A 3,949-nucleotide genomic window follows, 5' to 3' on the forward strand; every position below is an offset into this window, starting at 1 on the left:
AAGAGCCGCTCGGGGCGGCGCGGCTCCCTTTCGCCGAGACCGTTGATCGCGCTGCCGGACACATGGGTCGCCGCGCCAGCGTCTCGGGGTGCGGCACGGGTGCTGGCGCGGCACCGGCAGGCCCGTTCGGCGTGGCATCCATGCTACCGTTGAACGGCCAGATTGCAAATCGCGGGCGCCGCCCCCGGCGCCGCTTCCGCTTGTGCGTGCCCCAACATATAGTATCTCAGCGACCGCGCCGCAGAGCGCGGCAGGGGAAGGGCCAGACCGATGGCACACATCATCGTGGTGGGGAACGAAAAGGGCGGCGCGGGGAAATCAACCGTGTCGATGCATCTGGCAACGGCATTGGCACGAATGGGCCACCGCGTCGGCGCGCTGGACCTCGACCTGCGGCAGAAAAGCCTTGGGCGCTACGCCGCCAATCGCGCGAAATTCCTGGAGACGGAAGGGCTGGAGCTGCCCGGACCGCGCTACCGCGACCTGCCCGACGTCGATGCCGCGAGCCTCGCGCCCGGCGAGAATGTCTTCGATCATCGCCTGTCGGTCGCGGTAACCGAGATGGAGCCGGATGCGGACTTCATCGTGATCGACTGCCCGGGGTCGCACACCCGCCTGAGCCAGGTCGCCCATTCGCTGGCCGACACGCTGGTCACGCCACTCAACGACAGCTTCGTGGACTTCGACCTGCTGGCCCGGATCGACAACGACGGGGAACGCATCCTGGGCCCTTCGGTCTATTCCGAGATGGTCTGGAACGCCCGGCAGCTGCGCGCGCAGGCGGGACTTCGACCCGTCGACTGGGTCGTGCTGCGCAACCGTCTGGGCGCGCAGGCCATGGTCAACAAGCTCAAGATGGAGCGCGCGCTGGAGCGGCTGGCAAAGCGCATCGGGTTCCGCATCGTGCCGGGCTTTCACGAAAGGGTCGTGTTCCGCGAGCTGTTCCCGCGCGGTCTGACCCTGCTCGACCTCAAGGATGTGGGGGTCAAGCAGCTCAACCTCTCGAACATCGCCGCGCGTCAGGAGTTGCGCGAGTTGCTGCGGGCGTTGCAGCTTCCGGGTGTCACCGTAGACCTGTAAGTCTAACTTGACAGTTTTGATGTAAATTTGGCTGGACATTCGTTCGCGTCGGGCCATACTGGGGCGACTGCCCGCGCTGCGCCCCGGCCTCCGGCGCTGCGGCCCGTGCTACAAGCGGCGGCATCGGCTGCGCAACGGTGTCGCGACAAGGGAGAATGAGGATGCCCAGCGATGCGCGCGGCATGGTCCGTCGCCTCAGCTATCGCAGCGAGGCGACACGCACGCTCGATGCCGGGGAGATCGGCGCGCTGGCGCAGTCCGCCGCGGCGCGCAATGCCGAACGCAGCATCACCGGCGCCCTGATCTCCAACGGCACGATGTACCGCCAGTGGATCGAAGGGCCGGGCGAGGTGATAGAGGCGCTGCTCGACGCGCTGCGGCGCGACCCGCGCCATGACGCGCTCACCGTGACCGAGGACGCCCGCGAGAACGAGCGCGCCTTCGCCGGCTGGCACATGCAGCTTTTCCAGTCCGTGGGTGACGAGGCGCTCGCCCCCGAGGCGATCCTTCTGGGCCGCATGGCGCCCAGTCTGGTGATGGAGGATTGGGGTGCCCAGCTCTCCGGTCTCGGGCGCGCGGGACTCGTCCGGAAACGCACGCCCGAGCTTTCTGCCGCGCAGGCCGACGCGATCGCCGCCGCCCTGGTCGTGCCGGAAGACGACGGGGCCCTGGCACGCGTGATGCGCCCCTTCCTCGCCACCGCGATGAGTCGCGCCGTCTGCTACGAGCGGGTCGCCCGCGCGCTCGGCGACGGCTGGATGGCCGACCGCTGGGGCATGGCGGAGATCACCCTGGCGCTGGGGCGGTTCCAGATGCTGTTGTGGAACGCGCGCATGACGGCCGATCCGGTGCGCCCGATGGCGCATGCCATCGTCGCGAATCAGCCCGGCAATCCGCATTTCCTTGGCGCTGTGCTGAAGGCCGACGTGCTGCGCGCCTCGGGCTGGGCCGTGAGCCTGTTGCTCGAGGGCGGCGCGACCGAGATCGAGGGCGCGGCGCGCCACAATCCCGGCGCACCGCTGCTGCTGGCGGGCAGCCGCCTGCTGGCCGGCATCTCGGAAGGTCCCTTGCAGGAACTGTCCGAGCGGTTCCATGCCGCCCTGCCCGGCACGCCCTTGCTGATCGGCCATCGCGGCGCCGGACCGCTGGCCTTTACCGCAGACCGGTTGCGGCGGGCGGTCGCCGCCACGCTGCGCCCGGGCACGAACTGGGTCCCGCAGCGCGGCGCGACAGGGGCCATGCCGCTCTACTGACCGAAGCCGCTGACTGCGGCCGCCGGCTCAGGCCGCGCCGCGCCCGTCCAGCGGCCGGGCGAGCCGGCGGAGCATCTGCCGCAGGAGCGCGGCCTCCTGCGCCGAGAAGCCGTCGAGCAGCGCCGCGTCATACTCCCGCGCGACGGCGCGCAGGTCGCGGTAGGCGGCCTCGCCCTGCTTCGTCAGGCGCAGTGCCTCGCGCCGCCGGTCGGCGGTGTCGCGGGTGCGGGTCAGGAAGCGGCGCTCCTCCATCCGCGCCACCGCGCGGCTGACCTTGGTCTTGTGGATGCGGGCGCGAGCCGCGATCTCGCCGGCCGTCAACTCGCCGTAGATGCCGAGGTGAAAGAGCACCCGCCACTCCGTGCGCAGCATCCCGTAGCGCCGCTTGTAGACCTGCTGAAAGGCGAGGCTCGATTCCTCGGCCGCCTGGTTCAGCAGGTAGGGCAGGAATTCCTGCAGGTCGAAGTCGTCTTTTTCGGGCAACCCGATCGCCTCCTCCCTTGTTGGTTACAAAATCAACTGTTAACAGCGCAACCAAATTCGGGAGAAGGAGCGCGAGCCATGAACCGTCAGACCGGACCCTCCGGGCTTCTCACCGCCGCCACCCCTGTCGGCACGCACGAAGGCTACATGCCCGGCTTCGGCAACGACTTCGAGACAGAGGCCTTGCCCGGCGCGCTGCCGCAGGGGATGAACAGCCCCCAGAAATGCAACTACGGCCTCTACGGCGAGCAGCTGTCGGGCACCGCCTTCACGGCGCATCCGCCCGAGCGCACCTGGACCTACCGCATCCGCCCCTCGGTCAAGCACTCGGCGCGCTACAGGAAGATCGAGCTGCCCTACTGGCAATCCGCGCCGAACGTGGACCCGGACGTGATCAGCCTGGGCCAGTATCGCTGGGACCCGGTGCCGCATACCGACGAAAGGCTCACCTGGCTCACGGGCATGCGGACCATGACCACCGCGGGCGACGTGAACACGCAGGTGGGCATGGCAAGCCACATCTACCTCGTCACCGAGTCGATGGTGGACGAATATTTCTACTCGGCCGACTCGGAGCTTCTGGTCGTGCCGCAGGAGGGGCGGCTGCGCTTCGCCACCGAGCTTGGCGTCATCGACCTGCGCCCGCAGGAGATCGCGATCATCCCCCGCGGCCTCGTCTATCGGGTCGAGGTGCTGGAGGGGCCGGCACGCGGCTTCGTCTGCGAGAACTACGGGCAGAAGTTCGAATTGCCTGCGCGCGGACCCATCGGGGCGAACGCGCTGGCGAACCCGCGCGACTTCAAGGCGCCGGTCGCGGCCTTCGAGGACCGCGAGGCGCCCTCGACCCTCACGATCAAGTGGTGCGGGCAGTTCCACGTGACGGAAATCGGGCAGAGCCCGCTCGACGTGGTGGCATGGCACGGCAACTACGCGCCCTACAAGTACGACCTGACCGCCTACTGCCCGGTCGGCGCGATCCTCTTCGACCACCCGGACCCGTCGATCTTCACCGTGCTGACCGCGCCCTCGGGCGTGCCTGGCACCGCGAACATCGACTTCGTGCTCTTCCGCGAACGCTGGATGGTGGCCGAGAACACCTTCCGCCCGCCGTGGTATCACAAGAACATCATGTC

The 3,949-nt window shown here is 68.8% G+C and carries 4 protein-coding genes; 3 read left to right on the top strand and 1 reads right to left on the bottom strand.

The window, feature by feature from the left end; all coding sequences use genetic code 11:
• Positions 1-270: 270 nt before the first annotated feature.
• Together ACLFOB_RS14535 and ACLFOB_RS14540 are read left to right on the top strand one after the other, a co-directional pair.
• Entirely contained in the window at positions 271-1,080 is an 810-nt protein-coding gene (locus ACLFOB_RS14535) for a division plane positioning ATPase MipZ (RefSeq protein WP_410918519.1), read from the top strand.
• 161 nt (positions 1,081-1,241) lie between these two features.
• A complete protein-coding gene (locus tag ACLFOB_RS14540) occupies positions 1,242-2,333 on the top strand; it encodes a BLUF domain-containing protein (RefSeq protein ID WP_410926548.1) in 1,092 nt (363 codons plus the stop codon).
• A 27-nt stretch (positions 2,334-2,360) separates the two neighbouring features.
• Here ACLFOB_RS14540 and ACLFOB_RS14545 read toward each other — a convergent pair whose 3' ends face one another.
• The gene (locus tag ACLFOB_RS14545) at positions 2,361-2,816 is read right to left on the bottom strand and encodes a MarR family winged helix-turn-helix transcriptional regulator (protein ID WP_410926549.1); all 456 of its coding nucleotides are present in this window, start codon (positions 2,814-2,816) and stop codon (positions 2,361-2,363) included.
• A 78-nt stretch (positions 2,817-2,894) separates the two neighbouring features.
• On the opposite strand from ACLFOB_RS14545, the gene ACLFOB_RS14550 reads away from it, so the two are divergent.
• On the top strand, positions 2,895-3,949 hold a 1,055-nt coding region (locus ACLFOB_RS14550; RefSeq protein WP_410926550.1), incomplete at its 3' end, for a homogentisate 1,2-dioxygenase.

Source organism: Rhodosalinus sp. (genome assembly GCF_046542825.1).
Taxonomy (GTDB): Bacteria; Pseudomonadota; Alphaproteobacteria; order Rhodobacterales; family Rhodobacteraceae; genus Rhodosalinus.

What these genes read in the sequence shown, in the direction of transcription:
- ACLFOB_RS14535 (WP_410918519.1), top strand. Translation starts at nt 271, where the DNA reads ATGGCACACATCATCGTGGTGGGGAACGAAAAGGGCGGCGCGGGGAAA.
- ACLFOB_RS14540 (WP_410926548.1), top strand. Translation starts at nt 1,242, where the DNA reads ATGCCCAGCGATGCGCGCGGCATGGTCCGTCGCCTCAGCTATCGCAGC.